Annotated in this window: 18 protein-coding genes, 2 tRNA genes, 3 rRNA genes and 2 pseudogenes; 11 read left to right on the forward strand and 14 right to left on the reverse strand. The window is 56.8% G+C overall.

From position 1 onward, the window contains the following. Positions 1–32 precede the first annotated feature (32 nt). Both ACYZTU_RS09850 and ACYZTU_RS09855 read right to left on the reverse strand, forming a co-directional pair. Positions 33–623 carry a 2-hydroxychromene-2-carboxylate isomerase gene (locus tag ACYZTU_RS09850; protein ID WP_461969764.1) on the reverse strand — a complete coding sequence of 197 codons (591 nt, stop codon included), beginning with the start codon at positions 621–623 and terminating at the stop codon, positions 33–35. 34 nt (positions 624–657) lie between these two features. Further along, complete coding sequence (locus ACYZTU_RS09855) at positions 658–1,386, reverse strand: SDR family oxidoreductase (protein WP_461969766.1); 729 nt, start codon at positions 1,384–1,386, stop codon at positions 658–660. 92 nt (positions 1,387–1,478) lie between these two features. On the opposite strand from ACYZTU_RS09855, the gene ACYZTU_RS09860 reads away from it, so the two are divergent. Then, on the forward strand, positions 1,479–2,039 hold the full coding sequence (locus ACYZTU_RS09860; RefSeq protein WP_461969768.1) for a TetR/AcrR family transcriptional regulator: 561 nt from the start codon (positions 1,479–1,481) through the stop codon (positions 2,037–2,039). Between the two features lie 15 nt (positions 2,040–2,054). On the opposite strand, the gene ACYZTU_RS09865 is transcribed toward ACYZTU_RS09860, so the two are convergent. Together ACYZTU_RS09865 and rhtA are read right to left on the reverse strand one after the other, a co-directional pair. Beyond that, positions 2,055–2,336: a hypothetical protein gene (locus tag ACYZTU_RS09865; RefSeq protein ID WP_461969770.1), complete on the reverse strand. Its 282-nt coding sequence runs from the start codon at positions 2,334–2,336 to the stop codon at positions 2,055–2,057. Between the two features lie 168 nt (positions 2,337–2,504). Beyond that, positions 2,505–3,392 (reverse strand): threonine/homoserine exporter RhtA, encoded by an 888-nt coding sequence (gene rhtA, locus ACYZTU_RS09870; RefSeq protein WP_461969772.1) that lies wholly within the window; start codon positions 3,390–3,392, stop codon positions 2,505–2,507. A 660-nt stretch (positions 3,393–4,052) separates the two neighbouring features. Here rhtA and ACYZTU_RS09875 point away from each other — a divergent pair. The 6 genes from ACYZTU_RS09875 (at position 4,053) to mrdA (ending at position 11,555) form a co-directional block, all read left to right on the forward strand. Continuing rightward, positions 4,053–5,591: ribosomal RNA gene (locus ACYZTU_RS09875) — 16S ribosomal RNA — on the forward strand. A gap of 161 nt (positions 5,592–5,752) precedes the next feature. Continuing rightward, positions 5,753–5,829: transfer RNA gene (locus ACYZTU_RS09880), tRNA-Ile, on the forward strand. Between the two features lie 30 nt (positions 5,830–5,859). Beyond that, a tRNA-Ala gene (locus ACYZTU_RS09885) sits at positions 5,860–5,935 on the forward strand. A gap of 250 nt (positions 5,936–6,185) precedes the next feature. Then, positions 6,186–9,077: ribosomal RNA gene (locus ACYZTU_RS09890) — 23S ribosomal RNA — on the forward strand. Positions 9,078–9,231: 154 nt separating this feature from the next. After that, positions 9,232–9,347, forward strand: a 5S ribosomal RNA gene (gene rrf / locus ACYZTU_RS09895). Together the 16S, 23S and 5S rRNA genes with 2 tRNA genes alongside form the textbook arrangement of a ribosomal RNA operon. A 315-nt stretch (positions 9,348–9,662) precedes the next feature. Next, a complete protein-coding gene (gene mrdA, locus ACYZTU_RS09900) occupies positions 9,663–11,555 on the forward strand; it encodes a penicillin-binding protein 2 (protein WP_461969774.1) in 1,893 nt (630 codons plus the stop codon). Positions 11,556–11,567: 12 nt separating this feature from the next. Here the strand turns inward: mrdA and ACYZTU_RS09905 are convergent. The 3 genes and pseudogenes from ACYZTU_RS09905 to ACYZTU_RS09915 form a co-directional block, all read right to left on the reverse strand. Then, positions 11,568–11,738 (reverse strand): annotated as a pseudogene (locus tag ACYZTU_RS09905) (LysR family transcriptional regulator); the annotation flags it as partial. A 99-nt stretch (positions 11,739–11,837) separates the two neighbouring features. Then, positions 11,838–12,239, reverse strand: a complete 402-nt coding sequence (locus ACYZTU_RS09910) for a lysozyme inhibitor LprI family protein (RefSeq protein ID WP_461969776.1) — start codon at positions 12,237–12,239, stop codon at positions 11,838–11,840. A gap of 54 nt (positions 12,240–12,293) precedes the next feature. Continuing rightward, a pseudogene (locus tag ACYZTU_RS09915) lies at positions 12,294–12,449 on the reverse strand (GFA family protein); the annotation flags it as partial. A gap of 154 nt (positions 12,450–12,603) precedes the next feature. Between ACYZTU_RS09915 and ACYZTU_RS09920 the strand changes: the two are divergent. After that, on the forward strand, positions 12,604–13,068 hold the full coding sequence (locus ACYZTU_RS09920; RefSeq protein WP_461969778.1) for an SRPBCC family protein: 465 nt from the start codon (positions 12,604–12,606) through the stop codon (positions 13,066–13,068). Between the two features lie 668 nt (positions 13,069–13,736). On the opposite strand, the gene inhA is transcribed toward ACYZTU_RS09920, so the two are convergent. Next, positions 13,737–14,432: an isonitrile hydratase gene (gene inhA, locus ACYZTU_RS09925; protein WP_461969780.1), complete on the reverse strand. Its 696-nt coding sequence runs from the start codon at positions 14,430–14,432 to the stop codon at positions 13,737–13,739. A gap of 92 nt (positions 14,433–14,524) precedes the next feature. On the opposite strand from inhA, the gene ACYZTU_RS09930 reads away from it, so the two are divergent. Next, positions 14,525–15,508 carry a GlxA family transcriptional regulator gene (locus ACYZTU_RS09930; protein WP_461969782.1) on the forward strand — a complete coding sequence of 328 codons (984 nt, stop codon included), beginning with the start codon at positions 14,525–14,527 and terminating at the stop codon, positions 15,506–15,508. On the opposite strand, the gene ACYZTU_RS09935 is transcribed toward ACYZTU_RS09930, so the two are convergent. The 6 genes from ACYZTU_RS09935 to idi form a co-directional block, all read right to left on the reverse strand. Then, the gene (locus tag ACYZTU_RS09935) at positions 15,477–16,379 is read right to left on the reverse strand and encodes an alpha/beta fold hydrolase (protein ID WP_461969784.1); all 903 of its coding nucleotides are present in this window, start codon (positions 16,377–16,379) and stop codon (positions 15,477–15,479) included. The genes ACYZTU_RS09930 and ACYZTU_RS09935 overlap by 32 nt on opposite strands. Before the next feature lie 32 nt (positions 16,380–16,411). After that, on the reverse strand, positions 16,412–16,801 hold the full coding sequence (locus ACYZTU_RS09940) for a hypothetical protein (protein ID WP_461969786.1): 390 nt from the start codon (positions 16,799–16,801) through the stop codon (positions 16,412–16,414). Positions 16,802–16,978: 177 nt separating this feature from the next. Further along, a complete protein-coding gene (locus tag ACYZTU_RS09945) occupies positions 16,979–18,805 on the reverse strand; it encodes a glycoside hydrolase family 15 protein (RefSeq protein ID WP_461969788.1) in 1,827 nt (608 codons plus the stop codon). Next, a complete protein-coding gene (locus ACYZTU_RS09950) occupies positions 18,798–19,598 on the reverse strand; it encodes a glucose 1-dehydrogenase (RefSeq protein WP_461969789.1) in 801 nt (266 codons plus the stop codon). Before ACYZTU_RS09950 ends, ACYZTU_RS09945 begins: the two co-directional genes overlap by 8 nt. A 142-nt stretch (positions 19,599–19,740) precedes the next feature. Beyond that, positions 19,741–20,781: a terpene synthase family protein gene (locus ACYZTU_RS09955; RefSeq protein WP_461969791.1), complete on the reverse strand. Its 1,041-nt coding sequence runs from the start codon at positions 20,779–20,781 to the stop codon at positions 19,741–19,743. A 64-nt stretch (positions 20,782–20,845) separates the two neighbouring features. Further along, positions 20,846–21,391 carry an isopentenyl-diphosphate Delta-isomerase gene (gene idi / locus ACYZTU_RS09960; RefSeq protein ID WP_461969793.1) on the reverse strand — a complete coding sequence of 182 codons (546 nt, stop codon included), beginning with the start codon at positions 21,389–21,391 and terminating at the stop codon, positions 20,846–20,848. Between the two features lie 308 nt (positions 21,392–21,699). On the opposite strand from idi, the gene ACYZTU_RS09965 reads away from it, so the two are divergent. After that, positions 21,700–22,872 carry an MFS transporter gene (locus ACYZTU_RS09965; protein ID WP_461969795.1) on the forward strand — a complete coding sequence of 391 codons (1,173 nt, stop codon included), beginning with the start codon at positions 21,700–21,702 and terminating at the stop codon, positions 22,870–22,872. 74 nt (positions 22,873–22,946) lie between these two features. Beyond that, entirely contained in the window at positions 22,947–23,681 is a 735-nt protein-coding gene (locus ACYZTU_RS09970) for a thioesterase II family protein (protein ID WP_461969797.1), read from the forward strand. Positions 23,682–23,771 lie beyond the last annotated feature (90 nt).

The raw sequence follows: 23,771 nt of genomic DNA on the forward strand, positions 1-23,771 counted from the left end.
ATAGAACGCCTGGCTCATGTGGTCGTCGAGTTTTAACTCAGGGCTTCAAGGACGAAGTCCAGGCGATCCTGACCGAAGAACAGCTGATTATCGACAAACATGCTCGGGGCACCAAATACGCCTCGTTGCACGGCTGTCTCTGTGTTGTCCTTGAGAGTGGCTTTGACTTCCTCATCGGCAGTCAGGGCCAGCACCTCATTTGGATCGAAACCGCTCTGTGTCAGAACTGTCGCGACAGTCGCCGGATCAACAAGGTCGCGGCCTTCAACCCAAAGGGCGTGAAACAGGCAATCGATGAACGCCTGAAAGCGTTCGGGATGGCGCAACTGCATGCCGGTGATGGCGCGCATCAACATCAGGGTGTTGATAGGGAAGTGCGGATTGAACTTCAGCGGCACGCCGTAGCGCTTGGCGTAGCGATCCAGGTCCTGAAACATGTACCGGCCCTTGGCCGGAATGGCTGCCGGAGACGCGTTGCCGGTGGCTTTGAAGACTCCGCCCAGCAACATCGGCTTGTAGATCAGTTGGCTGTCGGTCTGCTCGCAGATCTTCGGCAGTTGGGTATAAGCCAGGTAGGTGGCTGGGCTGCCGAGGTCAAAATAGAACTCTACGGTTTTGCTCATGGTCGATGCGCTCTGCTTATTATTTTAGGGGGGGTTACCAGCGTTCGCTCCAGGGACGCAGGTCCAGCTCGAAGGTCCATGCGTCACGGGGCTGGCTGTGCAGGTACCAATAGTTCTCGGCGATGTGCTCAGGATTGAGAATGCCGTCCTGATCCTTGGTCGCGTACTTCTCGGGGAAACTCTCGCGGATAAAATCGGTATCGATGGCACCGTCGACTACGACGTGGGCGACGTGAATGTTCATTGGCCCCAGTTCTCGAGCCATGCTTTGCGCCAGGGCGCGAATCCCGTGCTTGGCGCCGGCAAAAGCCGCAAACCCTGCTGCTCCACGCATGCCTGCGGTGGCACCGGTGAACAAGATAGTGCCGCGTTGACGCTTGGCCATGCGCTTGGCCACTTCACGAGCGTTGAGAAAACCTGAGAAGCAGGCCATTTCCCAGATCTTGAAATATTTGCGCGCGGTTTCTTCGAGAATGCTGCAAGGCACATTGGCGCCAATGTTGAAAACGAACGCTTCGATTGGGCCAATCTGGCTTTCGATCTGCTCAACCAACGCAATCACATCCTCTTCCTTGCGCGCATCACAGGCAAAACCAAGGGCTTCACCGCCATCGGCGTTGATGGCATCCACCAGCGGCTGGAGTTTGTCCGCGCTGCGGCGGGTGACACAAGCCACAAATCCTTCCTGCGCAAAGCGTTTTGCAATGGCGCCGCCTGTGGCATCCCCTGCGCCTACAACCAGTACGACCTTCTTGTTATTCATGGGTAGATCCCTTTGCTAAACGATCGTTAACTAAACGAACGTTATGCTACGATTCGGCAAGCGTCAAGGCGATCAATCCTGAGGGCAAGGCAATGCGTTACTCGGCCAATCACAAACTGGAAACCAAAGAGAAACTGATTGAAAGCAGTGCGGTGTCGGCCAAGAAGTCAGGTTTTTCAACGGTGGGTGTCGACGGTTTGATGAAGGCGATCGGCTTGAGTGGCGGGGCTTTCTACAGTCACTTTTCTTCAAAGGATGAACTGTTCGCCTCAATCGTCGAGCGTGAGCTGTGCCAAAGCCTAGAGCGTTTAGGGGCGGACCAGAATCGTGACAAGCTCGAGCGCTGCCTGAAACACTACCTGAGCATGGCCCATGTCGGGCACCCGGAATCCGGTTGTGCTTTGCCGGCATTGGGGGCTGAGATTGCCCGCTCAGACGTGATGATTCGTCAGCAGGCGGAGAACTGGATTTGTCGGCTTCAGGAGAGTTGGGCGCGAGTTCTGGAAAGCGACAGCCTGGCATGGGCGATTCTGTCGCAATGTATTGGTGCGTTGGTCGTGGCGCGGATGCTGGCCACTCCAGACATTCAGCGCGCGGTGCTGAAGTCCAGTTACGATGAGATTGGCCGCCAGATTGCAGGTCCACGAACCTGACAAAACGGTATCAACCTATTTGCAGATGACAATCATGCTGCGGCTGGTATAGCCGGCAGGGTTGAGGCCGAACGGGTAATCGCCTGGTTCCTCCACGCCGTCCCCCGACTTGGCGATGACCTTGTAACCTTTGGGTGCGCACGAGTTGGCAGCGCTGGTGTAGCACTTGTCCCAGGATGACGAGAGTCCGGAACAGTTGATATGCAGCCCTTTCTTACCGTGTTTTACCTGGGTTTTCGATGTCGCCGCGCAGCCCGCAACCGCAAGTACGGCGATCAGTATCAAAATTCGTTTCATTGCTGTCCTTATAGCGTCCCGGATCTTTGCGCCCGGGTCTGGCTGCATTCGCGTTCGCTTGAAGCGTTCTGATATCCCTATCTGAAAAAATCCATGTCTGACACTGGGTTACGTGTCTAAACATGGCCTAATTGCGCGGCAAATACCAGACCCTCGTCAAATCCTGTCTCAATCTGCAGCGACTGCAGGCTTGGCCGCACTCCCCATCGTCATGGTCGCGCCTATGGAAGCCAGAATGATGCACATGATGGCCATCCATTGTGACAGTGAGAGGTACTCATGGAGAAACAACAGGCCTGACAGTGCGCCGATCGCAGGTTCAATGCTCATCAACGTGCCGAAGGTCCGGGTTGGGATTCGGGTGAGGGCGATCATCTCCAGCGTGTAGGGCACGGCGGTGGACAGAATGGCGACAGCGATTGCCACGGGGATCAGTGAGGGAGTGAGTAGCGCGGCGCCAGCGTGGACGATGCCGATAGGGGCTACAAAAAGTGCCGCAATCATCACCCCCAGTGCCGCAGTCTGTACGCCATTGTCGGCGCCGGCCTTCTGGCCGAACAGAATGTACAGCGCCCAGCAGACACCCGCGCCCAATGCATAACCGGCGCCTAACAGATCGATTCCCGCCGTCGTTTCTCCCGTAGGTATTAACAGCAGCAAACCGATGGCGGCCAAGGCGATCCACAAAAAGTCGATCGCGCGACGTGACGCAAAGATAGCTACCGCCAGTGGGCCAGTGAATTCCAGTGCAACCGCGATCCCCAGGGGGACGGTTTGCAACGACATATAGAAGAGGAAGTTCATGCCGCCTAACGCCATCCCAAAGACGATGACGGTGCGCAGGGATTTTGCGGTGAGCTTCGCTCGCCAGGGACGCAGTATCAGCATCATGATCACGCTGGCGAAGATCAGGCGCAGGGTGGTGGTCCCTTGCGCGCCGATAACGGGGAACATACTTTTAGCAAGGGAGGCTCCCGACTGGATTGATGCCATGGCTATCAATAGCAGGCCAACCGAAAACAGAGTCGAGGCAAAGCTGCGGGGCTGGTCTTTCATTGCGAGGCATCGTCCGAAGTAGAAAGCGAGAGCGTTGTTGGGCAATATACTGCGCATTCATTGCAGGCACTTCTATATATAGCAGCGATTTTGAACATCCTTATAGAAAAGCGCAATTAAGGGTTGACGGCAGATACTGGAAGTCTATAATTCGCCCCACTTCCGGCGCAGTCGAAACTGAAAACTCCTTGGTAAACAATGAGTTACGTAGTTTTCGACAGCGAGTTGCTTCAGGTCATCGAAGCCCAGAAGGAGTTGAAAGAGCGGGGTTGTTTGGCTCTTTTAACGGTTCGATCTTCTCGGTCGAAAGCGTCGTAAAAGAGGTGTTGACAGCAGCGAGTAACGCTGTAGAATTCGCCTCCCGCTGACGAGAGATCGAAAGCGCAAGTGGTTGAAGTTACAAAGGAAACTTTGAAAACTTCTGAAAATAACCGCTTGACAGCAACAGAGGCTGCTGTAGAATGCGCGCCTCGGTTGAGACGAAAGATCTTAACCAACCGCTCTTTAACAACTGAATCAAGCAATTCGTGTGGGTGCTTGTGGAGTCAGACTGATAGTCAACAAGATTATCAGCATCACAAGTTACTCCGCGAGAAATCAAAGATGTAACCAACGATTGCTGAGCCAAGTTTAGGGTTTCTTAAAAACCCAAAGATGTTTGAACTGAAGAGTTTGATCATGGCTCAGATTGAACGCTGGCGGCAGGCCTAACACATGCAAGTCGAGCGGCAGCACGGGTACTTGTACCTGGTGGCGAGCGGCGGACGGGTGAGTAATGCCTAGGAATCTGCCTGGTAGTGGGGGATAACGCTCGGAAACGGACGCTAATACCGCATACGTCCTACGGGAGAAAGCAGGGGACCTTCGGGCCTTGCGCTATCAGATGAGCCTAGGTCGGATTAGCTAGTTGGTGAGGTAATGGCTCACCAAGGCGACGATCCGTAACTGGTCTGAGAGGATGATCAGTCACACTGGAACTGAGACACGGTCCAGACTCCTACGGGAGGCAGCAGTGGGGAATATTGGACAATGGGCGAAAGCCTGATCCAGCCATGCCGCGTGTGTGAAGAAGGTCTTCGGATTGTAAAGCACTTTAAGTTGGGAGGAAGGGCATTTACCTAATACGTAAGTGTTTTGACGTTACCGACAGAATAAGCACCGGCTAACTCTGTGCCAGCAGCCGCGGTAATACAGAGGGTGCAAGCGTTAATCGGAATTACTGGGCGTAAAGCGCGCGTAGGTGGTTCGTTAAGTTGGATGTGAAATCCCCGGGCTCAACCTGGGAACTGCATTCAAAACTGTCGAGCTAGAGTATGGTAGAGGGTGGTGGAATTTCCTGTGTAGCGGTGAAATGCGTAGATATAGGAAGGAACACCAGTGGCGAAGGCGACCACCTGGACTGATACTGACACTGAGGTGCGAAAGCGTGGGGAGCAAACAGGATTAGATACCCTGGTAGTCCACGCCGTAAACGATGTCAACTAGCCGTTGGGAGCCTTGAGCTCTTAGTGGCGCAGCTAACGCATTAAGTTGACCGCCTGGGGAGTACGGCCGCAAGGTTAAAACTCAAATGAATTGACGGGGGCCCGCACAAGCGGTGGAGCATGTGGTTTAATTCGAAGCAACGCGAAGAACCTTACCAGGCCTTGACATCCAATGAATCTGCTAGAGATAGCGGAGTGCCTTCGGGAACATTGAGACAGGTGCTGCATGGCTGTCGTCAGCTCGTGTCGTGAGATGTTGGGTTAAGTCCCGTAACGAGCGCAACCCTTGTCCTTAGTTACCAGCACGTCATGGTGGGCACTCTAAGGAGACTGCCGGTGACAAACCGGAGGAAGGTGGGGATGACGTCAAGTCATCATGGCCCTTACGGCCTGGGCTACACACGTGCTACAATGGTCGGTACAGAGGGTTGCCAAGCCGCGAGGTGGAGCTAATCCCAGAAAACCGATCGTAGTCCGGATCGCAGTCTGCAACTCGACTGCGTGAAGTCGGAATCGCTAGTAATCGCGAATCAGAATGTCGCGGTGAATACGTTCCCGGGCCTTGTACACACCGCCCGTCACACCATGGGAGTGGGTTGCACCAGAAGTAGCTAGTCTAACCTTCGGGAGGACGGTTACCACGGTGTGATTCATGACTGGGGTGAAGTCGTAACAAGGTAGCCGTAGGGGAACCTGCGGCTGGATCACCTCCTTAATCGACGACATCAGCTGCTCCATAAGCTCCCACACGAATTGCTTGATTCATTGAAGAAGACGATAAGAAGCAGCCCTGAGGGGTTGTAGCTTGGTTGGTTAGAGCGCACCCCATGCTTTGTGGTAGAGAGCAGGGTGAGGTCGGCCTTATAGCTCGAAATTGGGTCTGTAGCTCAGTTGGTTAGAGCGCACCCCTGATAAGGGTGAGGTCGGCAGTTCGAATCTGCCCAGACCCACCAATTTTGTGTGGGAAACGCCTGTAGAAATACGGGGCCATAGCTCAGCTGGGAGAGCGCCTGCCTTGCACGCAGGAGGTCAACGGTTCGATCCCGTTTGGCTCCACCACTAACTGCTTCTGTTTGTTGAAAGCTTAGAAATGAGCATTCCACCAAGACGGTGATGAATGTTGATTTCTAGTCTTTGATTAGATCGTTCTTTAAAAATTTGGGTATGTGATAGAAAGATAGACTGGGCGTTACTTTCACTGGTAACGGATCAGGCTAAGGTAAAATTTGTGAGTTGCTCTTTATGAGCAAGAATCGAATTTTCGGCGAATGTCGTCTTCACAGTATAACCAGATTGCTTGGGGTTATATGGTCAAGTGAAGAAGCGCATACGGTGGATGCCTTGGCAGTCAGAGGCGATGAAAGACGTGGTAGCCTGCGAAAAGCTTCGGGGAGTCGGCAAACAGACTTTGATCCGGAGATGTCTGAATGGGGGAACCCAGCCATCATAAGATGGTTATCTTAAGCTGAATACATAGGCTTAAGAGGCGAACCAGGGGAACTGAAACATCTAAGTACCCTGAGGAAAAGAAATCAACCGAGATTCCCTTAGTAGTGGCGAGCGAACGGGGACTAGCCCTTAAGTGGCTTTGAGATTAGCGGAACGTTCTGGAAAGTACGGCCATAGTGGGTGATAGCCCTGTACGCGAAAATCTCTTAGTCATGAAATCGAGTAGGACGGAGCACGAGAAACTTTGTCTGAATATGGGGGGACCATCCTCCAAGGCTAAATACTACTGACTGACCGATAGTGAACTAGTACCGTGAGGGAAAGGCGAAAAGAACCCCGGAGAGGGGAGTGAAATAGATCCTGAAACCGTATGCGTACAAGCAGTGGGAGCCCACTTTGTTGGGTGACTGCGTACCTTTTGTATAATGGGTCAGCGACTTATTTTCAGTGGCGAGCTTAACCGAATAGGGGAGGCGTAGCGAAAGCGAGTCTTAATAGGGCGTCTAGTCGCTGGGAATAGACCCGAAACCGGGCGATCTATCCATGGGCAGGTTGAAGGTTGGGTAACACTAACTGGAGGACCGAACCGACTACCGTTGAAAAGTTAGCGGATGACCTGTGGATCGGAGTGAAAGGCTAATCAAGCTCGGAGATAGCTGGTTCTCCTCGAAAGCTATTTAGGTAGCGCCTCATGTATCACTGTAGGGGGTAGAGCACTGTTTCGGCTAGGGGGTCATCCCGACTTACCAAACCGATGCAAACTCCGAATACCTACAAGTGCCGAGCATGGGAGACACACGGCGGGTGCTAACGTCCGTCGTGAAAAGGGAAACAACCCAGACCGTCAGCTAAGGTCCCAAAGTTATGGTTAAGTGGGAAACGATGTGGGAAGGCTTAGACAGCTAGGAGGTTGGCTTAGAAGCAGCCACCCTTTAAAGAAAGCGTAATAGCTCACTAGTCGAGTCGGCCTGCGCGGAAGATGTAACGGGGCTCAAACCATACACCGAAGCTACGGGTATCACTTAGGTGATGCGGTAGAGGAGCGTTCTGTAAGCCTGTGAAGGTGAGTTGAGAAGCTTGCTGGAGGTATCAGAAGTGCGAATGCTGACATGAGTAACGACAATGGGTGTGAAAAACACCCACGCCGAAAGACCAAGGTTTCCTGCGCAACGTTAATCGACGCAGGGTTAGTCGGTCCCTAAGGCGAGGCTGAAAAGCGTAGTCGATGGAAAACAGGTTAATATTCCTGTACTTCTGGTTATTGCGATGGAGGGACGGAGAAGGCTAGGCCAGCTTGGCGTTGGTTGTCCAAGTTTAAGGTGGTAGGCTGGACTCTTAGGTAAATCCGGGAGTCTAAGGCCGAGAGCTGATGACGAGTTACCCTTTGGGTGACGAAGTGGTTGATGCCATGCTTCCAAGAAAAGCTTCTAAGCTTCAGGTAACCAGGAACCGTACCCCAAACCGACACAGGTGGTTGGGTAGAGAATACCAAGGCGCTTGAGAGAACTCGGGTGAAGGAACTAGGCAAAATGGCACCGTAACTTCGGGAGAAGGTGCGCCGGTGAGGGTGAAGCATTTACTGCGTAAGCCCATGCCGGTCGAAGATACCAGGCCGCTGCGACTGTTTATTAAAAACACAGCACTCTGCAAACACGAAAGTGGACGTATAGGGTGTGACGCCTGCCCGGTGCCGGAAGGTTAATTGATGGGGTTAGCTAACGCGAAGCTCTTGATCGAAGCCCCGGTAAACGGCGGCCGTAACTATAACGGTCCTAAGGTAGCGAAATTCCTTGTCGGGTAAGTTCCGACCTGCACGAATGGCGTAACGATGGCGGCGCTGTCTCCACCCGAGACTCAGTGAAATTGAAATCGCTGTGAAGATGCAGTGTATCCGCGGCTAGACGGAAAGACCCCGTGAACCTTTACTATAGCTTTGCACTGGACTTTGAATTTGCTTGTGTAGGATAGGTGGGAGGCTTTGAAGCGTGGACGCCAGTTCGCGTGGAGCCAACCTTGAAATACCACCCTGGCAACTTTGAGGTTCTAACTCAGGTCCGTTATCCGGATCGAGGACAGTGTATGGTGGGTAGTTTGACTGGGGCGGTCTCCTCCTAAAGAGTAACGGAGGAGTACGAAGGTGCGCTCAGACCGGTCGGAAATCGGTCGTAGAGTATAAAGGCAAAAGCGCGCTTGACTGCGAGACAGACACGTCGAGCAGGTACGAAAGTAGGTCTTAGTGATCCGGTGGTTCTGTATGGAAGGGCCATCGCTCAACGGATAAAAGGTACTCCGGGGATAACAGGCTGATACCGCCCAAGAGTTCATATCGACGGCGGTGTTTGGCACCTCGATGTCGGCTCATCACATCCTGGGGCTGAAGCCGGTCCCAAGGGTATGGCTGTTCGCCATTTAAAGTGGTACGCGAGCTGGGTTTAGAACGTCGTGAGACAGTTCGGTCCCTATCTGCCGTGGACGTTTGAGATTTGAGAGGGGCTGCTCCTAGTACGAGAGGACCGGAGTGGACGAACCTCTGGTGTTCCGGTTGTCACGCCAGTGGCATTGCCGGGTAGCTATGTTCGGAATAGATAACCGCTGAAAGCATCTAAGCGGGAAACTAGCCTCAAGATGAGATCTCACTGGGACCTTGAGTCCCCTGAAGGGCCGTCGAAGACTACGACGTTGATAGGTTGGGTGTGTAAGCGCTGTGAGGCGTTGAGCTAACCAATACTAATTGCCCGTGAGGCTTGACCATATAACACCCAAGCAATTTGCGTCGAAAGGCCAGATTGCGGTGTGTGAAGACGAAACGAACCGAAAGTTCGAGATACTCACAAAACACCAAACTATCGCATACCCATTCGCTGGAGCGTGAACCTGCAAAGGCCCACGACCTGGCTACCGAATTTCTTGACGACCATAGAGCATTGGAACCACCTGATCCCATCCCGAACTCAGCAGTGAAACGATGCATCGCCGATGGTAGTGTGGGGTTTCCCCATGTGAGAGTAGGTCATCGTCAAGATTAAATTCCGAAACCCCTATCTGCGTATGCAGGTAGGGGTTTTGTTTTGTCCGCAGGAAAGTGGCGCGACGAAAACGGGATAGTCGATCGGCTATCCCTGGTTCCAGCAGCATCGTTAGTGAGATTTCGGCAGCACGCAAAACGCACGAGTCATAAAAAAACCGACCGACGTTTTGGCCTTCAAGATAACCGTTAGAGGAAATCGCACTAAAGTGACTGCGCGGTTTTTGGTATGGTGCAGCTCGTTTTTTAACGGACTGATTTCAAGCCTACGGATCGGCACCCCCCCTTTACAGTCAAAGAGCTGCTGCAGAAATGCCCCAACCGATACCGATCAAGGACCACGAAAAAGAGACGCGCCTGGTCAACAAAAGACTGATAGCTTGCGCCCTGTTCGTTGTCGCCATTACCTGCGCGCTGGTCGTGCGCATGTATGTCCTGCAAGTGGTCGAATTCGACTATCACTCGACGATCTCAGAAAACAACCGCGTCCATGTCCTGCCGATCACCCCAACCCGCGGGCTGATCTACGACCGCAACGGCGTGGTTCTGGCGGATAACCGGCCCAGCTTCAACCTGACCATCACCCGCGAGCGCGCCTGCGATGTCAAAGAAGAACTGGATGAGGTGGTCAACCTCCTGCACTTGCCGACAGAAGATCGAACGCTGTTCGACAAGGCAATGAAGCAGGCCCGGCATCCATTCGTGCCGGTCACCTTGTTCTACGAACTCAGCGAAGAACAAATCGCGGTGTTGGCGGTCAACGAGTTCCGTCTGCCGGGGATCGACGTAGAGCCACAATTCGTTCGCCACTACCCGATGGGCGCGCACTTTGCGCATTCGATTGGCTACGTCGGCCGCATCAACGAGAAAGAATCCAAAGCCCTGGACACGGTGGAATACCGTGGCACTCAATCCATCGGCAAGACTGGCATCGAAAAATTCTACGAGTCGCAGTTGCACGGCCAAGTGGGTTACGAAGAAGTCGAAACCAACGCTCAGGGCCGGGTCCTGCGAGTGCTTAAGCACACCGATCCGATCCCCGGTAAAAACATCGTACTGAGCCTCGACGTCAAGCTGCAGGAAGCCGCCGAGGAAGCCTTGGGCGACCGTCGCGGTTCGGTGGTCGCTCTCGATCCGTCGACCGGCGAAGTGCTCGCGATGGTCAGCAAGCCAAGCTTCGACCCGAACCTGTTCGTCACCGGGATCAGCTTCAAGGAATACGCAGCGCTGCACGACTCCATCGACCGGCCGCTGTTCAACCGCGTACTGCGCGGCCTCTACGCACCGGGTTCGACCATCAAGCCGGAAGTGGCCATTGCCGGCCTGGACGCCGGCGTCATCACCCCACAGACCCGCGTCTTCGACCCTGGTTACTACCAACTGCCTGACTTCGATCACAAGTACCGAAACTGGAACCACAGCGGCGACGGCTGGGTAGACATGGACGCGGCGATCATGCGCTCCAACGACACCTACTTCTACGACCTGGCCCACAAGCTGGGCATCGACCGACTGCATGATTACATGGCCATGTTCGGCCTCGGCGAGAAAGTCTCGCTGGACATGTTCGAAGAGTCTGCCGGCCTGATGCCATCGCAAGCCTGGAAGCGCGCCACGCGCCGTCAAGCATGGTTCCCGGGTGAGACCGTGATCCTCGGCATCGGCCAGGGCTACATGCAGGTCACACCGCTGCAGCTCGCCCAGGCTACTGCGCTGATCGCCAACAAGGGTGTCTGGAATCGCCCGCACCTGGCCAAAACCGTGGACGGTGTTGCGCCAGTGGATGAGCACCCGATGCCAAACATCCTGTTGAAAGACCCGCGTGATTGGGAGCAGGTCAACCATGGCATGCAAATGGTGATGCACGACGCGCGCGGGATTGCCCGGGCGGCAGCGGCGGGGGCTCAATACCGCATCGCCGGCAAGAGTGGTACCGCGCAAGTGGTGGCGATCAAGCAGGGCGAGCGCTACAACCGAGCGAAAACCCTGGAGCGTAACCGCGACAACGCCTTGTTCGTCGGTTTCGCCCCGGCCGAACACCCGAAGATTGTCATCTCGGTGATGATCGAAAACGGCGAGGCCGGCGGTCGAGTCGCTGGACCTGTAGTGCGGCAGATCATGGATGCCTGGTTACTTGATCAAGACGGCCACCTGAAGCCGCAATACGCTACACCGAGCAAAGTGCCGGGCGACCCTCACGTCTAAGCGGTCAAGGCTTTACAGCACAGGCTCACGAATACTGAGCATGTGCTGGAAGCTTTCCAGGAACACGGTTTCTGCCTGAGCCATCTTCTGCTCGCGGTTCCACAGCAGTTGAATATCGAAATCGACCACTCCCTCTTCCGGCGGCAAACGCCAGAGCAAACCTTGCTCGACATCCCTGCGAACCGTCAAGTTGCCGGGTGGGGATATGGCTATTACTACTGCGCAGATATTTGTTCGGTAATAGCGGCGCCTGAGTTGACGAACCTCACTAACAATCGAGCATCAAGCCCCGGGCACCGGGCAACTCAAATCCCCCTCCTGGCAATTCAAATAATTCTTGAAAGTCTCAACCCGCGCCTTGGTCAATTCAGTAACACAGTTGCTGTAGATCGCCGGATACACACTCCCGCCTTCCACCCCGGCGCTCGAGAACTTGCACTCGGCATCGCGAAATGCAATCCACGAACGCTGCGCCCCAATCAGCAGCTTTCTGCTTTCGGGGTTGCTCTTCAAACGCGCGCTGATCTGCTGGTAAAGCGCATTCAACGCCTGATCCGCCGCCTTGTGCTGCTGCGCAGCGCATTGATTCATCGTGGCCTGATCGGCGGCGTTGTCGCAGTCCACGGCATAAGCCGCGGTGGTGAACAGCAAAGGCGTCAGTGCCAGAAGAAAGCGTCGTTGCATGGGGATTCTCGCTGTGACGTGGAAAGTTGAGGTGCAGTGTAGCGCTGCGCCTGGCTATGCCTGCCACTCGGGGTGATTTTCGATCGATTCGTAGTTGAGCCACGGCATGTCATGTGACGTCCAGATATGCGCTTGAGGCGTCATTTTCGGGTCATCACCCAGTGTCGCAACACGCACAATGACGTGGGGTTGGGCCAAGCGCTCAGCCAGCTTCAGCCCGCTGACTCTTGTCTTCAAACCGGTGCTCAGGGGCAGAAATGCAGCCGAATATTTCGGACAGGGTTGATTGCGATACCCGATTGATACAACTTTAGGGTTGGTCTTGTGGTCTTACAGGCCTACTGTTCAGTACAGGAGGTGACTTATGAACCCAGCATCAGATCGCATTGAAAGGAAGATCCTGCTTAAAACGCCGCGTTCTCAGGTCTGGCGCGTGCTGGCCAATGCCGAAGCCTTCGGGCAGTGGTTTGGCGTGGCGCTGGAAGGCAAGCGTTTTGTCGCCGGTGAATGGACCCAGGGGCAGATTACGTACCCGGGTTATGAGCACTTGCTGTGGAATGTGCTGGTGGAGCGGGTCGAGCCGGAACGGGTGTTTTCGTTTCGCTGGCACCCGTATGCCGTGGAGCCGGAAGTCGATTACTCCCAGGAGCCGACCACTCTGGTGAAATTCGAGCTCGATGACATGGATGAAGGCACGTTGCTTAAGGTTACCGAGTCCGGTTTCGATCACATTCCTCAGTCGCGCCGGCTCAAGGCGTTCCGCATGGACAGCCGCGGTTGGGATGAACAAATGAACAACATCGAAGAGTTTCTCAAAGTCAGTGCCTAGGAACGCGAGCGCCAGGAAGAGTGATGGTTGCATGTTTAAACCTTGGCTGAAACGCTGGGCGCTGGCGCTGGTGCTGCCGAAGGTCAGCTGCAGGCTGCTAAACACCCGGCATCTATGCTTTATACCCTGAGCTGTCTAAGGGTTTTCGGAAGGGCTGCTATAGCGAATGTCTTACACGCGATGGTAGCTATGTCGTCTAGTGCACATTGGATCCGAAGCGTAATCTAGCCTCATCAACCGAAGCACAGGAAGTGCTCGGGATCACGGATGATCGGCCATCAGCAAGGAACGCTATCGACAGGGAGTCGACATGGTCTTGGGAAAACCCGCTTCGGCGGGTTTTTTTTCGCCTGTCGAAAGGCCCCGGGCAGATGAGTCCCGTGTAGCAGCCTGCGGCAACTGCTACAGGGGAGGGCTTCATGGCTGAATGGTCAATGGCTTACACCAGAGCGCTGGTATGTCGTCTTTTGATGCGTCACCGATGTGTTTATTCTGGATCTATCAACTGAGTCGCAGGATGCACTCAGGATCATGGATGATCGACCATAGGCCCGGATGGCTGCTGACAGGATGTCGCAATGGTCTTGAGAAACCCGCTTAGGCGGGTTTTTTTGTGGGCAATGGAAAGTCCTCGATGCAGCCGGGCGCTGGCAGCACCGAGGAACGGATCAACGTACTGACGCCCGATCAAGTTTCGCCGCAACACGCTCGGTAATTTCCGAGCGTAATTTCAACGATCCGGCAGCACGTTTGCTGGCTTCCTCCAGCACGCTGACTGGAGCCGTCTCAGGGCTGCCCGAAGCAAACGGCGGCGCCGGAGCATATTCCAGCTGCAACTGCGCCAGCTCTGCCGTGTCCTTATCGAACAACTCCGCGGCCAGCGTCAGGGCAAAATCGATGCCCGCCGTGATCCCGCCACCGGTCAGCAGATTGCCGTCGCGCACCACTCGATCCTTCACCGGGATCGCACCCAAAGGCGCCAACAGTTCGTGATAGGCCCAATGAGTGGTGGCGCGTTTTCCTTTCAACAGACCCGCCGCGCCGAGCACCAGCGCGCCGGTGCAGACCGACGTGATGTAACGCGCGCTGGCGGCCTGAGCCTTGATGAAGGCCAGTGTCTGTTCATCCTCCATCAACGGCCCGACGCCGCTGCCGCCGGGGATGCAGATCACATCCAGCGGCGGGCAATCGTCGAACGTGGTGGTCGGTTTCAGCACCAGGCCCGTGCTCGCGGTGACTGGCATCAGGTCCTTCCAGACCAAATGCACCTTCACGTCCGGCAGCGAGGCCAGTACGTCGTATGGGCCGGTGAGGTCCAGTTGCTGAAGCTGTGGAAACAACAGAAAACCGATCTGCAACGTCATGGCATTTTTCTCATGAAGTGGGGGTAGACGCCTTTACTTTAGGCTCGTAGGATTTGGCGTATACGCCAATAACCCCACGAATTACGCCAATCATGCCGAAAATCATTCACGTACTCGCCTTTGCCAATGTGCAATTGCTCGACGTCACCGGGCCGTTGCAGGTGTTTGCCTCGGCCAATGACATTGCTCACCAAAAAGGCCTGCCGCCGCCTTACGCGCCGACGGTGATTGCCAGCGGCGGCGGGGCGGTGATGTCTTCGGCGGGGCTGGCGCTGTTGGCCGAGCCGTTGCCTGAGCAGAGCAGTGACACGTTGATCATTGCCGGTGGCTGGGGCGTTTACGACGCGGCGCAAGACCCACCGCTGGTGGCTTGGGTACGTGAACATGCGGCGGGGTGTCGGCGGGTATCGTCGGTGTGCACCGGGGCATTTTTGCTGGCAGCCAGCGGCTGGCTCGATGGCCGGCGGGTGGTCACTCACTGGACGCGTTGCGAGCAGTTGGCGCAGAAGCATCCGCGGTTACAGGTTGAACCCAATCCTATTTTCATCAATGACGGCCCGGTCTGGACCTCGGCCGGGGTCACCGCCGGCATCGACCTTGCGCTGGCGATGGTTGAAGAAGATCTTGGCCGCACGATGGCCCTGGAAGTCGCCCGGCAACTGGTGGTGTTCCTGAAACGGCCCGGCGGCCAGTCGCAGTTCAGCGTGACCCTCTCTTTGCAAAAGGAGGGCAACCGCTTCGACGAACTTCACGCCTGGATCAGTGAAAACCTCACCAAGGATTTGGGCATCCCGACCCTGGCCTTGCAGGCGGGCATGAGCGAACGCAGCTTCGTGCGCCACTACCGCGCCGACACCGGCCAGACGCCAGCGCGGGCCATCGAACTGATTCGGGTCGAGACCGCCAGACGTTTGCTCAGCGACACCGGCGTGCCGATCAAACGGCTGGCGGTGCAATGTGGGTTCGGTAGCGAAGAGACGCTTCGGCGCAGTTTTCTGCGGGCCATGGGCGTGACCCCGCAGGCCTATCGCGAGCGTTTCAGCGTCAGCCCTCCAGCAGATCCAGTAACGCTCTGACCGTCGCCTCGGGCGCTTCTTCGGGAATGTTGTGCCCGACGCCCGCCAGCACACGCCGCTCATAACGCCCGGTGAAATGGGCGATGTCTTCGTCTATTTCCAGTGCCGGTCCGACGCCATCGTCAGCACCGCACAGGGAAATCGTCGGGACGCTGATCGGCGGCTGTCGGGTCAGCGCTGCTTCGATCCACTCCAGCGCCGGGTCGCCCAGCGCGTACATGAACCGGTGGCGGTAAGAGTGAATCACCACCTCGACGAAATCCGGATTATCGAAGGCCGGGGCGCTTAACGGATACAACTCAGGGCCTTTGGCCCAGGTGGGTGACCACAACGTCCAGAGTAATTCGCACAAGTCTCGGCGATTTTTCGTCAGGCCTTCGACCCCGCGTGGCGTGTGGAAGTAGTACTGATACCAGAGGCGGTGCTCGGTTTGCGGGTCCAGCGGTTCGGTGGAGTGGGGAATATTCTGAAGGTTGTAACCGTCGCCGGTCACCAGGCAACGAACCCGCTCAGGCCATAGCGCCGCCACGATGCACGCCGCCCGACCGCCCCAGTCGTAGCCGCACAGGGCGGCTTGTTGAATGGCGAGGGCGTCCATCAAATCCAGCAAATCCTGGGCGAGAGCGGCTTGTTGTCCGGAGCGCAGGGTGTCGGGGTTGTTGAAACGGGTCAGGCCGTAACCGCGTAGGTACGGGACGATGACGCGGTAGCCCTTTGCGGCGAGGGCTGGGGCGATTTCGTCGTAGGCGCGCGGGGAGTAAGGGAAACCGTGGAGGAGGATGACGGGGTCGCCGGTTGTGGGACCGTGTTCTTCATAGGCGAGAGACAAACTCGGGGTTTTGGTGAAGTGGATCCGCGCTTCAGTGTTCATTCGACACTCCAGAGGTTGTTCTTGCCGATTTCCTAGACTTCGGTTTCCGCCACCTGATTGAAGTACTTCGACCGATCTGGCGTAAACGTCACCACCATTTTTGTCCGCGAACAGGTCAACGCCCGTTCTTCACTCAGATCGATATCCAGATCTTCCCCGCGCAACCCCTGCCACTGAGCGAGGTATTTGAGGGATCCGTATTTTTCGAGTTTCTTCAGGCTACGGCTGACGCCACCTTTCCAGCCCAGCACCGGCAGTTCGCCGGCAAGGCATCGTTGGGCGAGTTCGGGGAAGCGGGCGGCGCGTTGGCGGCCGATCTCCCAGCATTTGATCAGGCCTTTGTCGTGGGCTTCCCACAATTCATCACGGTTCAGGCCTGACCTGAGTGGGGTGTCAATGCTGCGGTGGATGCGCTGGGTCATTCTGGTTCCTTGAATTCGGGTTTTGTTGGACAGCTCCGCTGTACCCGTTGACGGTGGATGGTAGGGGTGGATGTAACGGCTGGCAACAAAGGATTTTCGGGAGGGGGATGCGGATTTTGTTTATGAAATGTAAGGCTTTGGCCTACACAAAACCTGTGGCAAGGGGGCGACTCGGTCTTAAGGCTGCCAGTAATTCTTCTCCCCACTCAATTTCCGATCCAGAAAGCTTGCCGCACTAATCAGCGCCAGATGCGTCAGCGCTTGCGGCGTATTCCCCAGATGCCGCGCATGGCTGTCGAACTCTTCGGCGTACAACCCCAGCGGGTTGGCATACCTCAGCAACTGTTCAAATTCCAGATGCGCCTTTTCCACCTGACCGGCGCGGGCCAGGCATTCGACGTACCAGAACGAGCACGCGGCGAACGCGCCTTCGGTGCCGTCGAGGCCGTCGATCCGGGCGTCGTCATTGCGATAGCGGTAAACCATTCCATCGCGCACCAGGTTTTTTTCGATAGCGTCGAGGGTCGCGAGCCAGCGCGGGTCCTTGGCGCTGACGAAGCGCACCAGCGGCATCAGCAGCATTGAGCCATCAAGCGCGGTGCCGCCGATGTGCTGGACGAAGTGCCCGCGTTCTTCGTTCCAGAAGTTTTCCCAGATGTCTGCGTAGATCGCCTGTCGGGTCTGGTCCCAGCGGGCGAACGGGGCGGGCAGTGAGCGTTTGGAGGCGAGGCGAATGGCCCTGTCCAAGGCGACCCAGCACATCAGTCGCGAGTGCAGGAAGTGATGTTGTTCGCCGCGCATTTCCCAGATGCCGACGTCCTTTTGCTCCCAGTTTTCGCAGACTTGATCGACCACTTCCACAGCGTGTTTCCAGCCTTCATGGGAAATGGCGTCGCCGTATTTGTTGACCAGGTACACCGCGTCCATCAGCTCGCCGAAGATGTCGAGCTGGACCTGTTCGTAAGCCTGATTGCCGATGCGCACCGGTGTCGCACCGCCATGGCCGGACAGGTGCGAGAGTTCGGATTCCGGCAGTTCCTGACGGCCATCGATGGCGTAGAGAATGTTGAGTTTCATCGATTTTCCGTGGCAATCACTGACTCTGCCACGTAGCCAGCGCATGTAATCGTTGGCTTCGTGAACGAATCCCAGGCGCATGAACGCGTAAACCGTGAACGAGGCGTCGCGGATCCACGTGTAGCGGTAGTCCCAGTTGCGCTCGCCGCCAGGCGTTTCCGGCAGGCCGAAGGTCGCGGCAGCGAGGATTGCGCCATGCTTGCGCGAGGTCAGCAGCTTCAGCGCCAAGGCCGAACGATTGACCATTTCCCGCCAGCGACCGCGGTAGTTGGACTGGCCGATCCAGTCGCGCCAGAACTTCAGCGTGCGTTCCATGCACAGCGCTGCGGCGCCTTCCTGGAAGCGCGGATCGTCGATGCCGCCGAGCAGGAACTCGGCGCTCTGGTCCTGTTCGAGGGTAAATTCGGCGACCGCCGCATGGCCGTCGATACGTAAAACCTGGTCCGAAGACAGGCGCAGGGACGGCTGACCGGCGGCCTCGAAGGTCACGTCCTTTTCATCCATGCGTGCGCGGGTCTTGGCGCGAGCGTAGTCATGACGCACGGCGCAGCGCATGTGAAACGTTGCTTGGCCACTGACCACGCGAACCCGGCGCATCAGCACCGACGTGTCATCTTCGCTGTCGCCAATGGGCAGCAGGTCGGTGACTTCGACGACTGCGCGGTCGCTGAGCCATCGGGTTTGCAGCACATTGGTGTCGGGCAGGTAAATCTGTTCGCGGCGAGCGTCGGGTAAATCCGGGGACAGTTGGAAAATCCCGGCCTCAGGTGTGTCCAGCAGCGAGCAAAAGATCGACGGGCTATCGAATTCGGGCCAGCAGAAAAAATCCACGCTGCCCTTGTCGTTGACCAGTGCCGCGCTGCGCATGTCGCCGATGATGCCATGGGCATCGATAGCGCTTTGTGTTTCGGGATGATGATCAGCCATTGCCGCGAAACTCCGGATAAAGGCTCATGCCGCCGTCGATGAACAGGGTGGTACCGACGATGTAGTCAGAAGCATCGGAGGCGAGGAAGACCACTGCGTTGGCGATGTCCTCGACATCGCCAACGCGGCCATAAGGAATGAGTTTGAGCAGTTCCTGCTCGTGCTCGCCTTCGGTGGCGGCGCGATTGATCGCCGTGCGAATGGCGCCCGGCGCGATGCCGTTGATGCGAATCCGCTGGTGGCTGACTTCCTGGGCGAGGGTTTGCATCAGCATGTCCACGCCGCCCTTGGACGCGGCGTAATTGACGCGACCGGCCCAGGGAATGCGCTGGTGCACCGAACTCATGTGGATGATCTTGCCAGCGGCCCGCGAGACGCCATCGCGAATGCCTTGTTGGTTGAAAATTCGCAGGGCGGTGCGGGCGCAGAGGAACTGGCCGGTGAGGTTGACGCCGATCACCTGGTTCCAGTCGTCGAGGCTCATGTCCACGGCCGGTGCGTCTTTCTGCAGGCCTGAGTTGGCGACCAGAATGTCCAGAAAACCGAAGGCTTCGAGGGTTTGTGCGAATAACCGTTCGACGTCTGCTTCTTTGGAGACATCGGCGCCAATGGCGATGGCCCGCCTGCCTTCACCATTGATCTGCCGGGCCAGCTCCTCGGCGGGGGCGGCCTGGGAATTGTAGTTGATCACCACGGCGGCACCGGCGGCGGCCAGGGCCTTGGCAGCGCCGGCACCGATGCCGGAACTGGCTCCGGTGATCAGGGCGACTTGTTGGGCGAGGGAAATCTGCATGAAGGTTGAAGCCTTGAGTCGAGGGCTTAACTAGCTGACTGGCGTTCGGTGGCGGGAGTTCACGTTGAAAAATGAAAAGATCGTCCCTGGTCGATGTATGCAAATCACGATAGAGCCCTCCCGAGTCGGCGCTCGATGCGGATCAGCCCTCGGCACAATTCTGCGGAATCGATTTAACGTGGTATCGCGCGCTAGTTTTGTGCCATTCCAAGTTTCCAGCGATCCACGCGTTCAGTCCTGTGAGGTAGCGTTTGAGCAAGGGTGATGCGTTGGTCAGCAGTTTGTGCTCGGCGGCTTCGTAATCGCGCATGACGTCGTCGTGAATATTGGCAATGTGATCGATCGCCTGTTGTAGGTTGCAATTGTGCTGGGTGGCAAGCAGGTAAGGCAGCTTGAATTCCCCCACCTCGTTCACGTGCTCTTTGTAAGCAGAGTAAAGGTCGTTGACCAGCGTCGTAGCGAGGGACGCCAGTGCGGTGATGTGATGGACCTCAGGTTGGGAATACAGGTTGGCCGGTATCTCGTACCCGCCAACAGGATCGATCAATACTAGGCACGGCCAGAAGCTGTTGACCTGCCTGCTGGCCAGGTATTCCGCAATCGTCGGTTTGGTGCCATAGATGCGCCAGGCCCCCTCGGCGGCCATGGTCACAAACATGGCAATGCTTATCTGGCGAACCCGGGCGACTTGTGATGGCGTGCAGAACTGTTCGACCCGCTTCATATAAGCGCGCAGCCCCACCAAAACCGGGTCACTGTTCAGTTGGCGCTTGAGTTCGGTGTCGAATGGCCGAGGCAGGTAGACCGGGTCCATGGCTGCGATGGCAAACGAAAGGCGAGATGCGACCGTTTCGGGGCTACAGCCGAGCGAACGGTCATCGCAAAAATGATCATCGACCGCGAACAGCGCAGCGAGGCACTGGCCCTGTAGCAAGAGTCGATCAGGATCGTCCGTATCCGTATGACACAACATGGCGTAGCGACCGAAATTCGAATCGCGGATCTTGTCGAGCTTGCCGGCAAAGATCCCTATGCCCTTGACCCATGACATCAACCGATCATTGACCTCCTTTCCGAGTGCTTCGTCGATTCGCAGTGGCGCTGGACAGCGGAGCCGGCGCACCACGAACGGTGCAATCGTCCGCGGGTGAGCACTAGCCAGTAAGGTCGGCTGATGAGTCATGGGGTTCTCCTTTTCTTCGGGCTGATGTTCATCGCGGGTTTTTCGTGATCGGGAGGGGTATGGCCTAGCGACTCGCTTCTGCGAGTTCTTTCCAGGCGCTTATCCCGGCAGGTCCGGTGGTCTCGACTATTCGACGGAACCAGACCGTGAAGGCCTCGGGGGCAGCGGCGATGCACGCGGGGATTTGCGAAATCTTCAGCCATCGCCATGCATGGGCTTCTTCGGGATTGGCGATGGGGTCGCAGTGGCTGATACCGACGAACACGTGGTCGAACTCGTACTCGATCAGCTGGTTCGAGACCTCTTCGCGGTAGAGCAGGGTGGAAACCTTGAGCAGAGAACACGTCATCCCCATCTCTTCCTGCAAGCGGCGTTTTGCGGCTGAGGCCGTCCGCTCACCGGGCCGGGGATGGCCGCAGCAGGTGTTGGTCCACAAGCCTTGAGAATGGTATTTGCCAAAGGCGCGTTGTTGTAGCAAGAGACGGCCAGCATTATCGAAAATGAAGATTGAGAACGCTCGATGCAGAAGACCGTGTTGATGGGCCAGCAGTTTGGGCGCGCAGCCCTTTTTGCGATCGCGTTGGTCGACGAGTACAAGTAACTCTTCCATAGCAAGACTCCAATGTGTCTTCGCTACTGGGCGTTACTACTGACCAGACTACGTAGGGAAATTCAGACGTGTACTTGAATGAATCGAAATATAGTCAAGGCTTTTATCTCCTGCAAATTTCTATTAGACCGTTTTCAATGACTCGTTAAAGTACCTGAGGGTGTGCTGACCTAAGTTTTTTGTACAAGGTTTGAGCGTCGATACTCGCCGGTACGGTTTGAGCGACGTTCACATTCAACAAACAAATGCGGACTTTGCCCTCGATCAGTCTTATGTCAACTTGCACGCCCTGGCTGAGACCTGACCTCATGGCAAACCCCTACCGCGAACTATTCAAAGCCCCCGGCAGCAGAGCTTTTGTACTGGCCGGCATGATCGCGCGCATGCCGATTTCCATGACCGGCATCGGCCTGATCACCATGCTCTCGCAATTGCAGGGTGGCTACGGATTGGCCGGCGCGGTGGCGGCGACGTTTGCCCTGGCTACGGCATTTTGCGCGCCGCAGGTTTCGCGGCTGGTGGACCGTTTCGGGCAGCGCCGGATCTTGCCGGTATCGGCGCTGATCGGTGGCGGGGCGTTGTTGCTGGTGTTGCTTTGCACTCGCTTGCAGGCGCCGCAGTGGACGTTGTTTTTGTTCGCAGCGCTGGCCGGTTGCATGCCGAGCATGTCGGCCATGGTGCGGGCGCGCTGGACCGAGGTGTATCGCGGCCAGCCAGAATTGCAAACCGCCTATGCGCTGGAATCGGTGCTGGACGAAGTCTGCTTTATTGTCGGGCCGCCATTGTCGGTAGGGTTGTGCGTGGTGGCGTTCCCCGAAGCCGGGCCGTTGGCGGCGTTGCTGATGCTGGCGATCGGGGTCACGGCGTTTGTGCTGCAACGTGACACCGAGCCGGCGATTCATCCTCATGAAGACCATCATCAAGGTTCGATCATTCGTTCTGGCGAGATTCAGTTGCTGGTGCTGTTGATGGTCGCGATGGGTACCATCGTCGGTGTGGTGGATGTGGTCAGCGTGGCGTTCGCCCAGCAGCAGGGCCAGCCAGCGGCGGCGAGCATTGTGTTGTCGGTGTATGCCATCGGCTCGTGCCTGGCCGGGCTGGCGTTCGGGGCATTGCGCTCGAAATTGCCGCTGTCGCGACTGTTTCTTTACGGCGGGGTGGCGACGGCGGTGACCACGTTGCCGTTGCTGCTGGCGACGAACATTCTCGGGCTGTCGCTGGCGGTGTTCGTCGCCGGGCTGTTTTTTGCGCCGACGTTGATTGTGGCGATGGCGTTGGTGGAGCGCATCGTGCCGCCGGCCAAACTCACCGAAGGCCTGACCTGGCTGGTGACCGGGTTGAGCATTGGCGTGGCGATTGGTGCGGCCAGTTCCGGGTGGCTGGTGGATGCGTTCGGGGCGCGTAGCGGGTTCTGGGTGGCGATTGTTGCTGGCGCCGTGGTCCTCGGTTCCGCAGTCCAAAGCTTCCGCCACTTGAAATGATGATTTACCTGTTCGACTAATTCCCCTCGGCGCTCACCCGTTCTTCTATACAGACAACTTTCGAGGTAAGCCTGGTGACCCAGCTGACATTGCTCTGCCTGCCCTATTCGGGCGCGAGCGCCATGGTCTACAGCCGCTGGCGGCGCAAACTGCCGGAGTGGCTCCAGCTGCAACCCGTGGAACTTCCGGGGCGTGGCGCCCGGTTTGGCGAACCCTTGCACACCGACATGCGGCGCTTGGCGCTGCAACTTGCGCAGGAACAAAAAGCCACGCTCAAGACGCCGTACGCGCTGTTCGGTCATAGCCTTGGCGCGTTGCTGGCCTGTGAAATGGCCCATGCGTTTCGCTCGCTTGACTGTCTGGAACCGGTGGCGCTGTTCGCCTCGGGCACCGCCGCACCGACCCTGCGCGCCGACTACGATCGCGGCTTCGCCGAGCCTAAAACCGATGCCGAATTGATCGAGCAATTGCGCACCCTCAACGGCACCAGCGAAGAAGTATTGGCCAACGAAGAGCTGATGAGCCTGACGCTGCCAGTGCTGCGCGCGGACTTTCTATTGTGTGGACGTTTCGAACCGCAGCAAAGGCCGTTGCTCACGTGCCCGATCCATGTGCTCGGCGGCAAGGCCGACCGCGCCACCACCGAACAGTTGATCGGCTGGAGTAAGGAAACCCGTGGCAGTTTTTCGGTGGACATGCTTGCTGGCGGACACTTCTTTATCCATGAGCACGAAGCCAAGGTGTTGCGGGTGATCAAGGATCAGTTGGAGGTTCATCATCGGCGGCATGCCATGGCCGCCAGCGCCTGACACGATCTCCCCTCGTTTACTTCCTTTCTGATACTTGTTCTCAGTCGCTAATTTTTCCGGTCTGCATTCGTTTTATAGGGACGACGTGCC

The sequence above is a fragment of the Pseudomonas sp. HLT2-19-2 genome (assembly GCF_054898005.1).

Bases quoted from the DNA above. Each gene is read 5' to 3' on its own strand.
- idi (WP_461969793.1), bottom strand. From the start codon at position 21,391: ATGGAAGAGTTACTTGTACTCGTCGACCAACGCGATCGCAAAAAGGGC.
- ACYZTU_RS09950 (WP_461969789.1), bottom strand. From the start codon at position 19,598: ATGCAGATTTCCCTCGCCCAACAAGTCGCCCTGATCACCGGAGCCAGT.
- ACYZTU_RS09920 (WP_461969778.1), top strand. From the start codon at position 12,604: ATGAACCCAGCATCAGATCGCATTGAAAGGAAGATCCTGCTTAAAACG.
- ACYZTU_RS09860 (WP_461969768.1), top strand. From the start codon at position 1,479: ATGCGTTACTCGGCCAATCACAAACTGGAAACCAAAGAGAAACTGATT.
- ACYZTU_RS09945 (WP_461969788.1), bottom strand. From the start codon at position 18,805: ATGGCTGATCATCATCCCGAAACACAAAGCGCTATCGATGCCCATGGC.
- ACYZTU_RS09910 (WP_461969776.1), bottom strand. From the start codon at position 12,239: ATGCAACGACGCTTTCTTCTGGCACTGACGCCTTTGCTGTTCACCACC.
- ACYZTU_RS09865 (WP_461969770.1), bottom strand. From the start codon at position 2,336: ATGAAACGAATTTTGATACTGATCGCCGTACTTGCGGTTGCGGGCTGC.
- rhtA (WP_461969772.1), bottom strand. From the start codon at position 3,392: ATGAAAGACCAGCCCCGCAGCTTTGCCTCGACTCTGTTTTCGGTTGGC.
- inhA (WP_461969780.1), bottom strand. From the start codon at position 14,432: ATGACGTTGCAGATCGGTTTTCTGTTGTTTCCACAGCTTCAGCAACTG.
- ACYZTU_RS09850 (WP_461969764.1), bottom strand. From the start codon at position 623: ATGAGCAAAACCGTAGAGTTCTATTTTGACCTCGGCAGCCCAGCCACC.
- mrdA (WP_461969774.1), top strand. From the start codon at position 9,663: ATGCCCCAACCGATACCGATCAAGGACCACGAAAAAGAGACGCGCCTG.
- ACYZTU_RS09955 (WP_461969791.1), bottom strand. From the start codon at position 20,781: ATGACTCATCAGCCGACCTTACTGGCTAGTGCTCACCCGCGGACGATT.
- ACYZTU_RS09940 (WP_461969786.1), bottom strand. From the start codon at position 16,801: ATGACCCAGCGCATCCACCGCAGCATTGACACCCCACTCAGGTCAGGC.
- ACYZTU_RS09930 (WP_461969782.1), top strand. From the start codon at position 14,525: ATGCCGAAAATCATTCACGTACTCGCCTTTGCCAATGTGCAATTGCTC.
- ACYZTU_RS09855 (WP_461969766.1), bottom strand. From the start codon at position 1,386: ATGAATAACAAGAAGGTCGTACTGGTTGTAGGCGCAGGGGATGCCACA.
- ACYZTU_RS09965 (WP_461969795.1), top strand. From the start codon at position 21,700: ATGGCAAACCCCTACCGCGAACTATTCAAAGCCCCCGGCAGCAGAGCT.
- ACYZTU_RS09935 (WP_461969784.1), bottom strand. From the start codon at position 16,379: ATGAACACTGAAGCGCGGATCCACTTCACCAAAACCCCGAGTTTGTCT.